This window comes from Bradyrhizobium sp. AUGA SZCCT0431 (genome assembly GCF_018131065.1).
Classification (GTDB): domain Bacteria; phylum Pseudomonadota; class Alphaproteobacteria; order Rhizobiales; family Xanthobacteraceae; genus Bradyrhizobium.
On record NZ_JAFCLR010000010.1, the window covers coordinates 14034 to 30959 of the forward strand.

Annotated in this window: 14 protein-coding genes; 5 read left to right on the forward strand and 9 right to left on the reverse strand. The window is 60.8% G+C overall.

Going from position 1 to position 16926, the window contains the following annotated elements; translation table 11 throughout:
* Window positions 1–59 precede the first annotated feature (59 nt).
* From JQ567_RS11505 to JQ567_RS11525, 5 genes are all read right to left on the reverse strand, one after another.
* Window positions 60–1130: a branched-chain amino acid ABC transporter permease gene (locus JQ567_RS11505; protein ID WP_212438919.1), complete on the reverse strand. Its 1071-nt coding sequence runs from the start codon at window positions 1128–1130 to the stop codon at window positions 60–62.
* On the reverse strand, window positions 1127–2137 hold the full coding sequence (locus JQ567_RS11510; RefSeq protein ID WP_212438920.1) for a branched-chain amino acid ABC transporter permease: 1011 nt from the start codon (window positions 2135–2137) through the stop codon (window positions 1127–1129). The genes JQ567_RS11505 and JQ567_RS11510 overlap by 4 nt, the downstream gene beginning before the upstream one ends.
* On the reverse strand, window positions 2134–2856 hold the full coding sequence (locus tag JQ567_RS11515) for an ABC transporter ATP-binding protein (protein WP_212438921.1): 723 nt from the start codon (window positions 2854–2856) through the stop codon (window positions 2134–2136). The genes JQ567_RS11510 and JQ567_RS11515 overlap by 4 nt, the downstream gene beginning before the upstream one ends.
* The gene (locus JQ567_RS11520) at window positions 2853–3620 is read right to left on the reverse strand and encodes an ABC transporter ATP-binding protein (protein WP_212438922.1); all 768 of its coding nucleotides are present in this window, start codon (window positions 3618–3620) and stop codon (window positions 2853–2855) included. The genes JQ567_RS11515 and JQ567_RS11520 overlap by 4 nt, the downstream gene beginning before the upstream one ends.
* Window positions 3621–3687: 67 nt before the next feature.
* Window positions 3688–4869: a substrate-binding domain-containing protein gene (locus tag JQ567_RS11525; RefSeq protein WP_212438923.1), complete on the reverse strand. Its 1182-nt coding sequence runs from the start codon at window positions 4867–4869 to the stop codon at window positions 3688–3690.
* A 554-nt stretch (window positions 4870–5423) separates the two neighbouring features.
* Between JQ567_RS11525 and JQ567_RS11530 the strand changes: the two genes are divergently transcribed.
* A complete protein-coding gene (locus tag JQ567_RS11530) occupies window positions 5424–5897 on the forward strand; it encodes a universal stress protein (protein WP_192736345.1) in 474 nt (157 codons plus the stop codon).
* Between the two features lie 39 nt (window positions 5898–5936).
* Here JQ567_RS11530 and JQ567_RS11535 read toward each other — a convergent pair whose 3' ends face one another.
* Entirely contained in the window at window positions 5937–6341 is a 405-nt protein-coding gene (locus tag JQ567_RS11535; RefSeq protein WP_212268709.1) for a YccF domain-containing protein, read from the reverse strand.
* 169 nt (window positions 6342–6510) lie between these two features.
* On the opposite strand from JQ567_RS11535, the gene JQ567_RS11540 reads away from it, so the two are divergent.
* Window positions 6511–7590, forward strand: coding sequence for an LLM class flavin-dependent oxidoreductase (locus JQ567_RS11540; RefSeq protein ID WP_212438924.1), 1080 nt, complete (start codon window positions 6511–6513; stop codon window positions 7588–7590).
* Between the two features lie 44 nt (window positions 7591–7634).
* Here JQ567_RS11540 and JQ567_RS11545 read toward each other — a convergent pair whose 3' ends face one another.
* From JQ567_RS11545 to JQ567_RS11555, 3 genes are all read right to left on the reverse strand, one after another.
* Window positions 7635–10742, reverse strand: coding sequence for an EAL domain-containing protein (locus tag JQ567_RS11545; protein WP_212438925.1), 3108 nt, complete (start codon window positions 10740–10742; stop codon window positions 7635–7637).
* 202 nt (window positions 10743–10944) lie between these two features.
* Window positions 10945–12762: a bifunctional diguanylate cyclase/phosphodiesterase gene (locus JQ567_RS11550; RefSeq protein WP_212438926.1), complete on the reverse strand. Its 1818-nt coding sequence runs from the start codon at window positions 12760–12762 to the stop codon at window positions 10945–10947.
* Between the two features lie 181 nt (window positions 12763–12943).
* Window positions 12944–13921 carry a sensor histidine kinase gene (locus JQ567_RS11555; RefSeq protein ID WP_212438927.1) on the reverse strand — a complete coding sequence of 326 codons (978 nt, stop codon included), beginning with the start codon at window positions 13919–13921 and terminating at the stop codon, window positions 12944–12946.
* 183 nt (window positions 13922–14104) lie between these two features.
* Between JQ567_RS11555 and JQ567_RS11560 the strand changes: the two genes are divergently transcribed.
* The 3 genes from JQ567_RS11560 (at window position 14105) to JQ567_RS11570 (ending at window position 16909) form a co-directional block, all read left to right on the forward strand.
* Window positions 14105–15361, forward strand: coding sequence for a serine hydrolase (locus JQ567_RS11560; protein ID WP_212438928.1), 1257 nt, complete (start codon window positions 14105–14107; stop codon window positions 15359–15361).
* Window positions 15362–15393: 32 nt separating this feature from the next.
* Window positions 15394–16230, forward strand: coding sequence for an SDR family NAD(P)-dependent oxidoreductase (locus tag JQ567_RS11565; RefSeq protein WP_212438929.1), 837 nt, complete (start codon window positions 15394–15396; stop codon window positions 16228–16230).
* Between the two features lie 175 nt (window positions 16231–16405).
* Window positions 16406–16909: a cupin domain-containing protein gene (locus JQ567_RS11570; protein WP_212268716.1), complete on the forward strand. Its 504-nt coding sequence runs from the start codon at window positions 16406–16408 to the stop codon at window positions 16907–16909.
* The last annotated feature ends 17 nt before the right edge of the window (window positions 16910–16926 follow it).

Consider the following 16926-nt stretch of genomic DNA (forward strand, 5'->3'; position numbering starts at 1 on the left):
CGGGGGGCCAGAATCGCTGCTTTGCCGGGGCGACGGTCCATTAGGAAGCACTGAGCCCGTCAAGACGACGCTCGTGGCGGGTTTCGCAGTCGTCCCACGACGCCAGTGGGAAAGAAATAGACGCTGGCGATAAACAGCAGTCCGAGCCATAGAAGCCAGCGATCCGGGTGCAGCAATCCCGGGAGCAGTGGCAGTCCTGCTTCGGCTGCGGCGTTGGAAGCCGCGCCCATCAACGCCTGCAGATAGTTCTGTGCAAGGATAAAGATCGCTGCTCCGATGATCGCGCCGTAAATAGTGCCCATGCCGCCGATCACAACCATCAGCAAAATGTCCAACATGATGGCAAAACTCAGCGACGTGTCAGGTCCTGCATAACGCAGCCACAACGCGTTCAGCATGCCGGCGCTGGCAGCTACGAGGGCCGCAAGACAGTTCGCGTAAGAAAGATGAAATACGGTTCGGAAGCCAAGCGCCTCAGCGCGGAATCGGTTCTCCCGGATCGCTTGCAGCACGCGACCGAATGGCGAATTGACTACACGAAGTAACCCCAGAATCATCACTATCGACGCCACCAAGATGAGATAGTAGGTGAGCACGCGCCCGTTGATATCGAAGCCGAGTAGATTTTTCGAAATCACCATAGTGCCGGGTCGCAACAATTCCGGCAACTGAAAGCTGCGACCGTCCTCGCCGCCTGTGAGCCATGATAGCTGCGACGCCAGCACTAGAAATGCCGAGGCTACCGCAAGTGTAATCATTGCAAAGAAGATCGCTTCTACCCGCAATGAGAATAGTCCAATTCCTAGTGCCAGCAGCATAGCCAAGGGCAAGCCGATAACAACGCCTGATGCTACGGCGGCCCAGCTCGGTCCCATCGAATAAAGCGCAATCGCGATCGAGTAACTTCCGATGCCATAAAACATGGTGTGTGCGAACGATACTGAGCCGGTGTAGCCGAGCAAGAGGTCATACGACGCTACGAGCGCAGCGAAGATGCAGATCTTGGTGGCGACGTTCATCGCCTTTGCGCCGGGAAAGACAAATGGCGTAACTGCCAGTGCCGCAATGATGACGACAAGCAAAATGCTGAGAATTCGGCTACGCGGCGGGTCACCCGAAAGGATCATCATCGGCTTGTCACTGCATAAAGTCCGCGCGGGCGCCACATCAGGATCACGACCATCAGAAGAATGTTGGAGACCAACGCCAGCTTCGGCACCAGAAAGCCCCCGTAATTTGCAACCATGGCGACTAGCAGCGCGCCGATGAAGCAGCCGCCGATCGAACCAAGGCCACCGATGATCACAACGATGAAGACCAGCACCGTAAGATCATTGCCCATCGAGGCGTGAACCTGCTCGCGATACAGTGCCCACATGACTCCACCCAGACCAGCGAGCCCGGAGCCGACCATGAACACCCCGAGGAACAGCCTTCGGATACGGTAACCGAGCGCTTCTACCATCTCACGGTTTTCCACGCCGGCGCGGATCAACAGACCGATTTTGGTCCGGTTCAGCACCAGTTGAATGCTCGAGAATACGGCAAGGCCGACAAGCATCGCCAGCAGGCGATATTTCGCAATTGCTACATCGCCGATGATGAACGATCCGCGTAACGACGTCGGGAGGGGTAGCGGAATGATCTGCGGTCCCCACAGCGCATATAATGCCTGTTCGGCGACGATCAAACCGCCTGTCGTCATCAGGATTTGTTTTAGGTGCTGACCGTAGACGGGGAGGATGAGCACCCGCTCTACGACAAGTCCAAGCGCACCTGAGACCGCCATGGACAAGACAATGGCAGGCGCTAACACCGCAAGGTTTAATAGCAAAGAGTCAGCCTGCACCCAGCCCGCTAGGGGGAGCAAGACCAGAGTCGCGATATAAGCGCCAACGGCAATGAACGCGCCGTGGCCGAAATTGAGCACGTCCATCAGGCCGAATACCAGCGTGAGGCCGGACGCCATGATGAAGATCATCATGCCCATGGCGAGGCTCGCGACCGTCAGCGTCACCCAGGAACTCCCCGATCCAATCAACGGCAGCATCGTCAGCGCGAGGATAGCTGGCAGCATCACGGGCAGAATGTCCCGCTTCGGCTTGGGCAAAGCGTCTGTTGCTGCAAGGTCGGTCACGGATGTGCCTCCAGACTGAGCCCAAGCAACCGCTCCTGCAGTGCAATATCGTTTGCTAGTTCGGCCATCTCACCTCGATGGACAATTTTGCCATTGTCCATCACCAGCACGGAATCTCCGATCTGCTGCGCCGCGTGAAAATTCTGTTCGACCATGAGAATGGTGGCGCCTCGGCGCTTGATTTCCGCAAAGCATTCGATCAGCGCTACCACGATTGCAGGCGCAAGACCTTTGGTCGGCTCGTCGATCAGTAATAACTTGCGCGGTTCCACGATAGCGCGGGCAATGGAAAGCATTTGCTTCTGTCCGCCAGACAAGGCACCAGCGCGCGATAGCCAGAAGCGCCGAAGCGCGGGGAAGAATCCGAAAATCCAGTCAAGACGCGTATCGTCGAGCGGCCCGTCACGCGCCGCAAGGATTAGGTTTTCTTTCACCGTCAGATCCGAGAACACCGCCATACTCTCCGGGACATAGCCGACGCCCAGTCGTGCAATGTCGGGGGTAGAGCTCTGCTCGATGCGTTGTCCGTCGAACGATATCCGTCCAGCGGAGGCCTGCCAAAGGCCCATAATGGTTCGCAGCGTTGAGGTCTTCCCGGCGCCGTTCCGGCCAAGCAGCATGGTGGTCTGGCCCTCGACCACGCTGAAATCGACCCCGTGCAGAATGTGATAGCGCCCGATATGGGTATGCACGCCGGCAACAGTGAGGAGGTCGGTCATGCGGCGCTCTTTCCAGGCGCGATGCCGAGATAAGCTTCCTGCACAATCGGGGAAGCTATCACTTCGGCCGGCTTGCCGTCGGCAACAAGCTGGCCATTGTGCAAAACGATAATGCGGTCGGCCAGCGAACGCACTACATCCATCTTGTGCTCGACCAAAAGGATGATCTTGCTAGCATCCTTCTTGAGCTGCTCGATCAGATTGAGGACAACTGGAACTTCGTCGATGCTCATGCCCGCGGTAGGTTCGTCAAACATGAAGACCTTTGGCCCGAGCGCCATCATCAAGGCGACTTCGAGCTTGCGCTGGTCGCCGTGGGCCAGGACGGTTGCCGGCACATTTCGTCTGTTGCCAAGTGCGACTTTGTCGAGGATGGCGTCGGCACGGGCGATCAGGTCTCTGTGCATCATCCACGGCCGGAGCATGTCGTAATGCACCCCACTCGCGGATTGCACGGCGAGGCGAACATTCTCTTCTACGCTTAGGTTCGGGAACAGGTTGGTAAGCTGGAAGGCTCGGCCGAGCCCCGCGCGGGTGCGAAGCGGAGCGGATAGCTTCGTGATGTCGGCGCCATCGAACAGGATGCGACCGTCGGTTGGATACAGCTGTCCGGAAATCAAATTGAAGTAGGTGGTCTTGCCGGCCCCGTTGGGTCCAACAATGGCCGTCAGCTCACCGGGACGAAATGTGCAACTGACTCGATTGACTGCGACATGACCGCCGAAGCGAATGGTCAGATCACGGGTTTCGAGAGTGAAGGTCATGAATCACTCACGGGGATGTAAATGCCCGGCATGAAGCCGGGCATCACGAGGGAACACGCGACGCTACTTACCGCTTGTTGCGGATTGGAATGTTCATATCTTCGATCTTGATCTCGCGGACAGGTTCGTTCACTGCCCAGGCCAAGTTCGGATCGACCTTGACCTTGAAGTGATACATGCTCTGCAGCGCCTGATGGTCTTCCTTGCGGAAGATCATCTTTCCCTTGGGCGTATCGAACTCCATACCTTCCATCGCACTGATCAATTTTTCCGTATCAGTGGATTTCGCCTTGGTAATCGCGGTGACCACAGCCATGGCTGCAGAAAACCCGCCTGCCGTGAAGAAATCCGGCGGCGCGTTGAAGCGCTTCTGGTGTTCGGCGACAAGCCAATCGTTCACCGGATTCTTAGGAATGTCGTAGTAGTAATAGGTTGCGCCTTCCATCCCGGGCAGTCGCTTGTAGGCGGCCAACGCCGGCAGGATGTTGCCGCCGGTCGAAAGTTCGATGCCATAGCGCTTTGGGTCCATATCCTGCAGCTTCGTCAGCGGATCACCGGCGCCCGCCCAGATTACCCAGATGATCTTGCGTCCCGGCTTGTCTTTCAGCGCGTCGAACAGACGTTGACCAGCTGCCGTGAAATCCGTTGTGGTCGTTGGAACGTATTCTTCCGCAACGAGCGTCGCGCCTGTTTTTGCCAGGGCCTCTTTGAAGGCGGCAACGCCATCACGGCCAAAGGCATAGTCCTGCCCCAGCGTTGCTATCGTGACGCCGGGCTTGCCGATGGCAACGGCGTTCGAGATCGCATCCTGGGAAGAATTGCGTCCGGTGCGGAAGATATATCGGTTCCACTTCTCGCCGGTAATCTGGTCCGCGACCGCCGGCTCGACGATCAGGATCTTCTTGTTTTCCTCGGCCACCGGGAGGTCCGCCAGCGCGGCCGCTGACGATGACGTGCCGATTGCGATATCGACCTTGTCGTCCTGGTATGCTTCTGCAAGCGCTGCTTTGGATAAATCCGGTTTGCTCTGATCATCCTTGGTAATGATAACGATCTTACGCCCATCCAAAGTCATGGTGCCTTTTGTGGCATACTCCAAGCCCATACGCAGACCAGTTTCGGTTTGCTTCGCATAAGCCTCCAGCGGTCCCGTTTTGCCGTAGATTAGTGCGATCTTCAGATCATCCGCCTGAGCGGCTGTTCCCAGCAAGGCGATAGTAATTGCCTGAACGATTAAGAACTTTCGCACAGCTACTCTCCTGATGTTTTCGGATTAGGCGCGCCAGCAACTGATAGTGTGAGGGCTCGTCCCCGGTCAAGGTAGCATTCTTGCCGTAGCACACTTTGCTCTGCGTCAATTCAAACTGATTGGAAACGAGCATAGCCTGTCTACAGCGCGGCCCAAGCAAGATTCGAACTGCTGCCTTCAGGTCGAGTCGGGTCTGTCGATCAGTCTTTCGTCTATCGGGCGATACCGCGAGCGCTGCCAAGTGGCCCGGATGTGCCTGTGATGTGGAAATGACGCGCCGGTCGCTTGAAAATCGCAGTTTTAAAGGGATTGGGCGTGGCGCCGGTCCAGCTTCGGAGGGCAACGCTCTATCCAGCTGAGCTACGGGTGCAGTGGGGCTTCATTTAGCCGATTGGTCCGGCATCGGCAACGGCCTTTGGGGCACCTTGCGGCACCCGGCAATACTAAGGTGGGAGGGCGCGGACCCTCATCCCCCGTCAAAAATCTGATCCGTTCTGCCGGATTGGTGCTAGTCTTGGTTTGTTGATCTTCTCGACCATCGATGGGGACGTCCGATGTATAAGAAGGTTCTTCTGGCCTATGACGGGTCTGTTGAGGGCCGGCGCGCCCTGCGGGAGGGCGCCAAGCTCGCGCAAATGTGCCGTGCCGAGGTCTTCCTGCTGGCGGTTGTCGAGGTTTCCTCGATCATGACGCCGGAGGCCGGGCTTACGATTCCGATCGAGCTGCAAACCGAAGACTACAAGGCGATCCTGGCCGAAGGCACGGAGCGGCTGAAAGCGGTAGGCTTTACGCCGACCTCGCGGCTGGAGGTGGGAGATGCCGGGCAAAAGATCGCGGAAGTGGCCGAGGAAATCGGCGCGCATCTCGTGGTCGTCGGGCATCGTCCGCAAGGGCCGCTGGCGCGGTGGTTCGGTTCCGTCGGCAGCTATCTGGTCAAGCGGCTGCGCTGCAGCGTGCTGGTCGCCCAGACCGAGATCAGCGACGATGAATTCGAGCGGCTGAAGCCGCCGGCCGAGACGGCAGCCTAGGCTCAGGTTTGCACCGCGCCGGATCGATCGGAGAGATCGTTACGCCGGAACGATGATCTTGCCGATCGGCCAGAGCGCGATGCCGGCGAGTTTGAGGTGTGCCCAGGCGAAGGGAATGCCGATGATGGTCACGGCCAGCACGATCGCCGTGACGACATGCGCGAGCGCCAGCCACCATCCCGCCAGCACCAGCCAGATGATGTTGCCGACGACGCCGAGCGGTCCGGTGCCGATATCCTCCTCACCGGTATAGAGGTCGCGCGACACCGCCCTGAACCCGAACGGAAACAGCGTGTAGGCCGCGATATTGAACGCCGCGCGCGCCCAGGGCAGGCCGATGATGGTGATGGCCATGATCACGGCGGCCACCAGCCAGCCGAATGCCATCCACGCGCCGCCAAGCACGATCCAGACAATGTTCAGAAGTAGTGAGACCGGTGACATGGCCCATCTCTACCGTGCCGGGGACGCCATTGAAACTCAAAAAGCCCGCCGCGGCAGGAATTGGCTTGTGCGCGTCGGCGTCCGGAACTCGATTGCCGCAGGCCGTTCAGGCGCTAAACTGCTTTCCAATACGATCCGAACAACAGGCGTCCTTTAGGGAGAAGCGTCGATGCGTCCGCTCGAATTCGGCTGGTATCTGCCCACGCATGGCGACACCACGGCCTATGGGCTGATGGAGGCGCAGGTCGCAGGTTCCCCTGAACTTTGTGATCGCGTGGTGCAGGCGGCGGAAGCGGCCGGCTTCGAATATCTGCTGATCCCGGTGGGCTCGGTGTGCTGGGAGGCGTGGATCACGGGCGCGTTCATGGCGGCGCGCTCGTCGACCATCAAGCCGCTGATTGCGGCAAGGCCGGGCTACATCAATCCGGTGCTGCTGGCCAAGATGATCTCGACCTTCGACCAGATGTCGGGCGGGCGCATCAGCATCAATCTGATTGCGGGCCAGAACGAGAGCGAGGTCGAAGGCGAGGGCGTGCGTTACGCCAAGGAGGAGCGCTACGCGCTGATGGAGGAGGAGGTCTCGATCCTCAAGGCGCTGTGGACAACGCGCGGCCCGGTGACGTTCGAAGGCAAGTTCCACAAACTGTCGGGCGCGCATATCAGGCCGCGTCCCCTGCAGCAGCCGTTTCCAAAATTCTACCTCGGCGGCGGCTCGCGCCAGGCCTGGGAATTGTCGGCGAAACATTCCGACGTACATCTGTTCTGGGGCGACCTGCCGGAGCGGATCGCTGGCAATATCGCCGAGATCAGGCAGATGGCCCGCGCCCATGACCGCGAGAACGACATCGGCTTCGGCATGCGGCTGCAGGTGATCTGCCGTGAAAACGAAGCGGACGCCTGGGAGGCCGCGGATCAGCTGGTGCGTCACGCCACCGAACGGCAGAAGCAGGAGATGAAGACGCTCTACAACAAATCCGAGGCGAACCTGCGCGTGCAGCAGCTTGCCCGCGAACATGGCGACCTGCTGCTGCCGCATCTATGGACCGGCATCACCAAGGTTCGCCCCGGCGCCGGCATTGCGGTCGTCGGCAATCCCGCGCAATGCGCCGATACGCTGCAGCAATTCATCGATGCCGGCTGCCACTCGTTCTGCCTGTCCGGCTATCTGCACGACGAGGAGGCCGAACGGTTCGGGCGGCTGATCCGTCCCATCCTCGCCGAGAATAATCGGGGCCGCTGGGCGGCGTGATATTGCACGCACGGACGTGACGCTGCGCGCACGGACGTGACGCATCAAAGCGAGGCCAACGCCTTCTCTGGCTGCGCGCCGATCAACCGCCGCACCTCGGCAGCCGGCCTGGGGGCGCTGAACAGATAGCCCTGCATCTGGGTGCAGCCGAGCCTCTTCAGCAAGGCCTTCTGCTGTTCGGTTTCGACGCCCTCGGCGGTCGTGATCATGTTGCGCGAGGTCGCGATGTTCACCACCGCCTGCACAATCGTCTCCGAGCCGTCGACCTCAATGTCGCTGACGAAGCAGCGGTCGATCTTGATCTTGTCGAACGGGAAGCGCTTCAGATAGCTCAGCGAGGAGAAGCCGGTGCCGAAATCGTCGAGCGCGATGCGCACGCCGATGGCGCGGAGCTGATGCAGGATCGCCAGCGCGGTCTCGTCGTCATGGATCAAGACCGCCTCGGTAATCTCGATCTCCAGCCGCTCCGGCGGCAGACGGGAGGTCGCGAGCGCGCCCATGATCCGAAGTGCGAGTGTCTGGGATTTCAACTGGACCGGCGAGACGTTGACGGCCAGCCGGACGTGAGCCGGCCAGCTGGCGGCCTCGATGCACGCCGTCTGCAGCACCCAATCGCCGAGTTCGTTGATCAGGCCGATATCTTCCGCCAGCGGAATGAACTCCGCCGGTGAGACCATGCCGCGTTCGGGGTGGCGCCAGCGCAGCAGCGCCTCGCAGCCCACCACCTCGTTGCTGCCGAGGTCGAGCAGCGGTTGATAGTGAATTTCGAAACCGCCATCGACCATCGCCTGCCGCAGGTCCTGCTCCATGGTCAGCCGCGCCTTGGCGCGGGCATCCATGACCGGCTCGAAGAAACGATGGGTGCGGCGGCCTTCGGCCTTGGCGCCGTACATCGCCAGATCGGCGTTCTTGATCAGCTGGTCGAGATCGGTGCCGTCCTGCGGCGCCAGCGCGATGCCGATGCTGGCGTCGGTCGAGAGGTGATGGCCGAGGCAGCGATGCGGCTGCCGGATCGCCTCCTGAATACGCGTCACGAATTCGACGACGTCGTCGCGGTCGCCGGCCGCGGTCTGGATCACGGCGAATTCGTCGCCGCCGAGCCGCGCAATCAGATCGGTCGGCTTGAGGCAGTCCTTGATGCGGGACGCGACGGCCTTCAACAGTTCGTCGCCGACATGATGCCCGAGCGAGTCGTTGATGCCCTTGAATTCGTCGATATCGATATAGAGCAGTGCGAATTGTTCGCCGTCGACGGCCTTCTGCAACTCGCGCTCGATCTGTTCGCGGAACAACACCCGGTTCGGCAGGTCGGTCAGCGCGTCGTAATGCGCAAGATGGGCGATCTTTTCATCGGCGCGACGGCGCTCGGTAACATCCTCGACAACATGGACGATGTAGCTGGGCTCGCCGGCCTGATTGCGAATTCCGAGCCGTCTGGAGGTGATGTAGCGACGGCCCATCGCCTGGGTTTCCCAGAGATGCTCGTCCTTGAACAGGCCGTCGGCGGATCGCAGCGCCTTGTCGTCGTCGGCCGTGACGATCTCGGCGGACGCTTGCGGAAATATGTCGAAGGCGGTTTTGCCGATGATGCTGTCGCGGGAAACGCCGAATTGAGTCTCGGCCACGCGGTTGGCCAGAAGGTAGCGGCGGTCCTGGGCGCCCTTCACGGTGATCTGCGAGGGGATGTGATCGATGATCTGGCTCAGGAAAGCATGGTTGCGGTCGCGTTCCTGCTCGAGTTTGCGACGCTCCGTGACGTCTTCGATGGTGGCGATCCAGCAGCCATGCGCCAGCGGCCGGCTGATGGCCAGGAAGCTTCGCCCGTCCGGGCACTGCATCATGCTGTGGTCGACCTCACCCCGTGCGATATTCCGCAAAACGCCGGAACAGAATTCCTTGACGTCGCCGCTAAAGGCTTCCTTGTCCTTGCGGTGCTGGATCAGGTCGGAGAAATGACAGCCGGGCTTTACGATGTCCGGCGACAGGTTGAACATGTCGATGTAGCGCTGGTTGACGGTGACGATGCACGCGGACGCGTCGTACATCACCAGGCCCTGGATCATGTTGTTGAGCGCGGTGTCGAGCCGGTGCCGTTGCGATTCCAGCCGTTGCTGCGCCTCTCGGCTTTGCCGGGTCATCTGCCGGATGATGAGGAACAGGATCAACGCGATCGTCGATGCCGACAATATGGCGGCGCTGACCAGGAACCTGGTCTGGGCCTCCCAATCGGCCAGCGCGGCGGTCATCGAATTGGTTGCGACGACGATGATCGGGAAGCGGCTCAACTGGGCCGCGGACCCGAGCCGGTCCCTGCTGTCGATCGGGCTTTTGACACGCAGCGTTTGCTGACCGCCCTGCGTCAGGACACGCTGCAGCAGCGGCGCCGATTTGAATTTCTGTCCGACCAGGTGCTCGGCGCGCGGATGTCGCGCCAGCAGGGTGCCGTCGGCGTGAAACATCGAAACGGCGGCGTCCGCTCCGATCGCGACGGAAGCAAAGAACTTCACGTAATTGGAAGGATCGATGCGCCGCGTCATCACGCCGAGAAAGACACCATCTTCGCCGGTCAGTCGATGGGCAACGACCGTGTTCAGACTGCCGCTGATAAGGCTGCGAATCGCCTCGGTCTGGATCGACGGTGATCGCGGATTGAATTTGAAGGACTTGAAGTAGGCGCGTTCGGAGATGTTGAGGGCCGGCGTCGGCAACGGCCGCGACCAATTGATGATGTTGCCGTCGGCGTCGTAAACCGAAATGTCGCCGAGATAGGACAGGACACCGGCTTTGGATCTGAGAATTTCGTGGGATTCCGAACTCGAAATCAATTCCCTGAAGGCCTGCGGTGAAGCGATGCCGGGAATGCGCAGCCGGACGATCACGTCGGCTGCGATGGTGTCGGAGTCCTCGAATTGCTGGTCGAAGTGACGGGTGAGCAGCAGGACGGTGTTTTGCAGCTCGCGTTCGCTGTTGGCCAGCGCGCGCTCGCGAAATTCCGCGACCATCATGATCGTGCCGGCGAAAATCGCCGCAACCAGCAGGGCTCCGCAAACGGTCAGCCACAGCACCGGACCGCGGATCGTCGTGCCGAGACGCCGGCTGGCCGCCGCGGCTCGGGACACCATGCTATTCAGGTCGCGAAACAGAACGCGCATTCCCCCTTCTCCCCGGGGAACTACATACGATGCGCTCATGTCATAAGCCGTTAGGAAATCCGGTTACCTAAGGCTTAATCCGGCCCTCTGAGCACCGTTTGCGCGTATGGCCGGCCGCGCGGCGCGCGGGTTGGTATCAGGCTGATTCTGCAACTTCCGGGATTGGAGCCGGGCGCGGGCGATGCGCGGACGCTAAGCTGCCTCAGCGGCGATAGCCGCTGGCGCGGGAAAAGGCCGGGCGGGTTTCCTGCGCCGGGCGGCTCGACAGGCTGGCGCGCGTTTCGCTGGCGAGCGGTGCCGCCGGCCTGAGGTCTTCCAGGAAGATCGGCTTGGAGAAGTAGTAGCCCTGCGCATAGCGGATCTTGGTCGCGGCCTGCAGATAGGCCAGTTCCTCGAAGGTTTCGAGGCCTTCGGCGATCACGGTCATGCCGAGCGCTTCGCTCAGCGATTCGATCGCCCGCAAAATGCCCTGGCTGCGCGGCCGCAGATGGATGTCCGTGATGAAGGAACGATCGATCTTGATTTCGTCGGCGGTGATGTCGGCCAGCGCCGACAGCGACGAATAGCCGATGCCGAAATCGTCGATCGAGATGCCGACGCCGAGTTTGCGGAAGATCGGCAGGATTTCATCCTGGAAATGCGTCTTGGTGACGAAAGCGTCTTCGGTCACCTCGATCAAAAAGCGCTTCGGAAATCCGGTCGCCTCCAGCGCCTGCGCGAACGGCCGCATGAATTCGGGATTGCCGGCCTGCTTGGCCGCGACGTTGATGCTGATCGTGGTATCGGGACCGAAGGTCTCGTTGATCAGGTCGATCGACTTGACGATCTCCGCCAGCACCAGGTGGGTCAGCTCGTCGATCAACCCGAGTTCGACGGCGAGGTTGATGAAGGTGCCGGGAGCCTGAATCACGCCCTCATCATCCCTGAGCCGCACCAGCGCTTCGATTCCCTTGACCGCCTTGGTGCGGATATCGACCTTGGTCTGAAACGCGCAGCAAAAGCGCTTTTCCAGGATCGCCAGCCGCAGCGATTGTTCGACCTTCATCCGCGCCAGCGCCTCGCGCTCCATGCTGGAGTCGAAGAACGCTGCCCCGCCTTTGCTGCCGTTCTTGACGCGGTACATCGCGATATCGGCATTCTGGCGCAGCGCGTCGTAGGTCTTGCCGTGCTCGGGATAAAGGCTGACGCCGATCGACGTCGAGGCGAATATCTCCGATTCGTCGATGAAGAACGGCGCCTTCAGCCGTTGCAGGATGAAATGGATGTATTCGGCGACTTCGCTCTCGCTCTGGACCGGATTGAGCAGCAGCATGAACTCGTCGCCGCTGATCCGCGACAGGATGTCGGATTCGCGCAAATCCATGCCCAGCCGCTTGGCCATTTCGACGAGCAAGGCGTCGCCGATCGCGTGGCCGTAATAGTCGTTGATGTGCTTGAAATTATCGACGTCGAGAAACGCGAGTGCGAAGTGGCCGTGGACATTGCCCTGTTGCAAATGGCCTTGTTGCAAATTGCCTTGGTCGCTGTCGCGCGCGAGCAGCGTGTTGACGCGGTGTTCGATCACCCGCCGGGTCGGCAAGCCGGTTAGTTCGTCATAATAGGCCGAGCGGAACAGCGCATCCTCGAACGCCTTTTGTTCGGTGATATCGGCGGAATTCGAGAGCAGAAAATTGCGTCCGGCGATCTGGATCGGCCGGTGTGAGGTGAGAAATACGTGCTTGGCCGGACCGGATGTCACGGCCTCTTCCAGTGTGGCCGCGTGGCCGCTGCGGAGCAATTCGAGACAGGTCTCCTGGCGATCGCTCAATTGCGAGGGCGCAGGCGCTGCGGCGGCCATCTGCAGTAACGCCGCGGCGGCGTCGTTCACCAGCAGGAACTCGCCTTGCTCGTCCTGAACCGTCACGCCGGTCGGAAGCAATCTGAGGACATCCCGCAGAATGCTCAATTCGCTATCAAAAGCGCCTTCATTACCGGCCTCGGTCGCGGCCGCCTGAAGGTCATGTTTATAGGGACTGTGCATGCAGCGGAGCTTGGCAAAGTCCCTTCTAATTTTGGTTAAGTGGAACTGTGAAAAACCGCGACACTCCTACAAGTTGGCGCTTTCGGACCATACGGCCGCAATCGTCATTAACAGATTCTCAATTCGGACTTCGGCTGCGTGCGGTAATTGCGAATTGTGCGCTTGGGTTGCGCAACCGCGTTCAGCTCGCGGGGATGCGACACTGCATCGTGCAATGAACGCCGGTCTTCAGGAAACTGACTTCGGTCTTGCCGTCGAACGAGCGGAGTGCCGATTGCAACAGCCTGGTGCCGAAGCCTGGCGCTCCGATTTTTTCGACCGCGGGCCCCTCGGTTTCGTCCCAGGTGATCTTGAGCCAAGCCACATTGAGTTTGTCGTCTGACACCGTCCACGACACTTGCAACATGCCATTCGCAGCGGAAAACGCGCCGTACTTCCCGGCATTGGTAGCCAATTCGTGGAAGATCAGCGCCAGGCTGACCGCCAGCTTGGCCGGAAGGAATAGCGGATCGCCGTTCAGGTTGAACCGGACATGGCCGTAAGGCCCGAGTTCGGAGCGCAGCAAGTCTTTGATATCACAGCCGCTGCCATCGACCCGTGTGATCAGATCGTCGGTTGCCGACAGCGCGCGGATCCGGTGATCGATGCTGTTCCAGGCCTGCGGTTCTTCGTGCAAGACCTGGTGCAGGACGGCGTGGATCGTCGATGTCTTGTTCTTCAGCCGGTGCTGCAGCTCTTCGACGATCAGTTTGCGGTATTCTTCTTCCTCGATCAGGCGCTGGGCGATCTGCCGCTGTTGCGCGACGATGGTCCGGTAGTGCTCGACACCCCATATCGTGATGCCGCAGACCGCCCAGAAAATCAGCAGCAGCGCCAGGCGGGCGGAATCGGCCACGGCGTCGCTGAAATTGACGGCGACGCCCAGCGTGCCGCCGGCAAGCGCCGTCGCGATCCCGATCCGGAAGCCGCCAAAGGCGGTGGCAAAGAACACGGCCGGAAAATACGGCGTGAAGAACACGTCGGGGCGGATCTGGGCCAGTCCCCACCGCGCAAGGGTCGCCAAAACCAGGCAACAGACCGCAAAGCCGGTGCTGAATAGCGGTGAGGGCTGGGAAATTCCCTGCCAGCCGTGCCTGAACTCGTCGATCAATTTCGTCATCGGTGTTGTCACTTCACGTGATCAGCGAATCCAAAATAAGGCCGACCCTAACGGAAACCGGGGATTTCGAGCCCGCCGGCAACGATAAGGCGGTTCTGCCATGGCGATGTCAGCGCGAATAAGCTCGCTTGCGTTGTTCCCGGCGGGCGGGAATATTGGCATCAACAAAAACGGGAGGAATGGATGAACCGTCTCATTCGCGCGTTCGGCGCATCGGCTCTCTTTGTCCTTGCGGCCACCGGGAACAGTTGGGCGGACCCGGTGCTCCCCATGGCCGTGACGCCCGAAGACGTCGGCCTGTCCTCCAGCCAGCTGGCGCGCATCGAGGCGGTGACCCAGAAATACGTCGAAACCGGCCTGGTGCCGGGCGCCGTGATGCTGGTGGCGCGGCGCGGCAAGATCGCCTGGCACAAGACCCTGGGTTTCCGCGACCGCGCTGCGAAAGACCCGATGCGACCGGACTCGATCTTCCGCATCTATTCCATGACCAAGCCGATCGTCTCGGTCGCGGCCATGATGCTGGTCGAGGAGGGAAAGATGCAGGTCAGCGATCCCGCCTCGAAATATATTCCGGAAATCGGCCGCATGAAGGTGGGCAATGAGACCACCGAAAACGGCAAGGCGGTGCTGCAATTGACCGATCCCGCCCGCGAGATGACGGTGCAGGACCTGTTGCGGCACACCTCCGGGCTGATCTACGGCGCGCGCGGCAAGTCGCTGATCAATGCGGCCTATATCGAAGCCAAGATCGGCGGCCGTGATACCAGCAATGAGGAGCTTGTCGCGAAATTATCGAAGCTGCCGCTGCGGTTCTCCCCCGGCGAGCGCTGGGAATACGGGGTGTCGACCGACGTGCTGGGGCGCGTGGTCGAGGTCGTCTCGGGCAAGACGCTGGGCGAATTCCTGAACGAGCGCATTCTGACGCCGCTCGGCATGACCGACACCGGCTTCTCGGTGCCATCAGACAAGCTCAATCGCGCCGCCCAACCCTGGCAAATGCCCGAATCGTCACCGATGACGCCGCGCTTCGACGTGGCGCAAAAGCCCCGTTTCGAATCCGGCGGCGCCGGGCTCACCAGCACGATGGACGATTATCTGCGCTTTGCGATCATGCTCGCCGATAGCGGCGAATTCGCCGGCAAGCGCCTGCTCGGCAACAAGACCATCGATTTCATGACGGCGGATCATACCCTGGCGCGGCCGGGCCGGCCGCCGGGGCTGGGTTTTGGTCTTGGCTTCGAGGTTCGCACCAGCGTAGGCGACGCCGCCTTGCCGGGCTCGCTCGGGGAATATGGCTGGGCCGGTAACGCCGGCACGCTGTTCTGGATCGATCCCAAGGAACAGTTGATCGCGATTTACATGGTGCAGGTCGATGACGGCGTGCGGATCATGCTGCGCAATCAATTCCGGACCATGGTCCAGTCCGCGATCATCAACTAGGATTTCTCAGGTTTCGCAAAGGGGATAGTGAAATGGGACGGCTGGACGGCAAGGTCGCGGTGATCACGGGCGCGACCAGCGGCATCGGGCTGCATACGGCGGAGATTTTCGTCGCCGAAGGCGCGAAGATCGTCATCGCCGGACGCCGCGCGCCGGAGGGCGAGGCGCTGGCCAAGAAACTCGGCGCTACCTGCATCTTTCGTCAGACCGATGTTACGGTCGAGGAGCAGATGAAGGCGCTGATCGGGCTTTGCGTGGAAAAGTTCGGCAGGATCGATTGTCTGTTCAACAATGCCGGCGGTCCGGCCCAGACCGGCGGCATCGAAGGCCTTGAGGTCGATCGTTTCGATGCGGCGATGGCGACGCTGGTGCGCAGCGTGATGCTCGGCATGAAGCACGCAGCACCCCAGATGCGCAAGCAAGGCTCCGGCAGCATCATCAACAATGGCAGTATCGCAGGGCGGCTGGCCGGCTTTTCGTCATCGATGGTCTACGGGGCGGCCAAGGCCGCCGTCATCCATCTCACCAAATGCACGGCGATGGAGCTCGGCGAATCCAACATCCGCGTCAATTCGATCTCGCCGGGTGCAATCGCGACCGGCATCTTCGGCAAGGCGCTTGGCCTTTCGGTGGAAGACGCCGAAAAGACCCCGAGCGTGATGCGTGAGGTCTACAAGACCGCGCAGCCGATCCCGCGCGCCGGATTGCCTGAGGATATCGCGCATGCCGCGGTGTTCCTCGCCAGCGACGAATCCTCTTTCATCAACGGCCACGATCTCGTCGTCGACGGCGCCATCACCGGCGGCCGCAACTGGACCCAGCAGCAGCAGGGCTATGTCGCGCTGCGCAAGGCATTCGATCAGGGATAGGTATTTCGTCATTCCGGGGCGATGCGCAGCATCGAACTACGGTGCGCAATCGCGCACCTGAGAATCTCGTCATTCCGGGTCTGGTCCTGTGGACCATCCCGGAATGACGAGCCCAAATTGAGTCGCTCGGTTTCGAGGCGAGGGCTGCGTAAGCAAGTTGGAAGGAGAAGAAGAAATGTCTGCAACACTTGGTTTGTCACCCGCCAGCCCCCAAGGGCGGCCGTTTTATCTCGCCGTGATCGCCGGCCTCGCCTGCGCCTTCGTGATCGGAAAGACGCTGCCATCCACGATGGATGCGATCTCGGCGATCATCGAGCCGCTATGTTCGAACGCTGCGGCCGCAGGCTCGCCGCTCGATACCGTCGAGCCGATCGGCTCGTACGCGCTGCCGAACGTGCCGGGCAAACGGGTAACGATCGTGCGCGTGTTCTACGGGCCCGGCGGGTTCACCCGCGCGCACCGGCATGCCGGCTCCGTCACCGCCTATGTCACCAAGGGCGAAATCCGCTCGCAGCTTGCCGGCGGCGTGGTCGAGACGTTCAAGGTGGGCCAGTCGTTCTTCGAACCGCCCGGTGCCGTGCACCTGGTCTCGGCCAATGCCAGCATGACAGAGCCCGCGGAATTGATCGCGGTTTTCGTCGCCGATGAAGGCGCGCAGCTCACGACGTTTGTGGAGTAGCGGCAGAGCGTAGATCG